Raw genomic sequence first — 398 nt, forward strand, 5'->3', positions numbered from 1 at the left:
GGAGCGACCCTCCCGCTCCGCCGCGAGGTAGCGACTCGCGATCAGGGCCTCCCGGTCCGCCCTGTCGATGCGCGGCGCGAGCGTGCTCTGCAATGCGCTTCCGCAGCGGCCGAGCAGGCACCACAGGATCAGCGCCTGCTTCGGCGTCGGCGTCTCACGCATCGGTTCGCCCCTCCTGCGCACCGCGTCGCAGGCGGACGACGGCTCGAATCTTCTCGATCGCGAGGGGAAGGTCCGCCGCGACCTGATCGTTGGTCAAGCGCAGCACGAGGTAGCCCGCCGTCAGGAACTCGTAATCCCGGTGACGATCGTTGCCGAATTTGGGCTCGGCCCGGTGCTCGGGGCCGTCGAGTTCGACGACGATGCGGTATGCGCGGCAGAGCAGGTCGACGCGGTGT

General features: G+C 69.3%; 1 protein-coding gene. It reads right to left on the reverse strand.

The window, feature by feature from the left end; translation table 11 throughout:
* Positions 1-154: 154 nt before the first annotated feature.
* Positions 155-398 (reverse strand): endonuclease domain-containing protein (locus GVN67_RS29435; protein WP_160000803.1); only part of this gene is annotated, 244 nt, incomplete at its 5' end.

Origin of the sequence: Roseomonas sp. 18066 (genome assembly GCF_902706185.1) — a bacterium.
Taxonomy (GTDB): domain Bacteria; phylum Pseudomonadota; class Alphaproteobacteria; order Acetobacterales; family Acetobacteraceae; genus Pseudoroseomonas.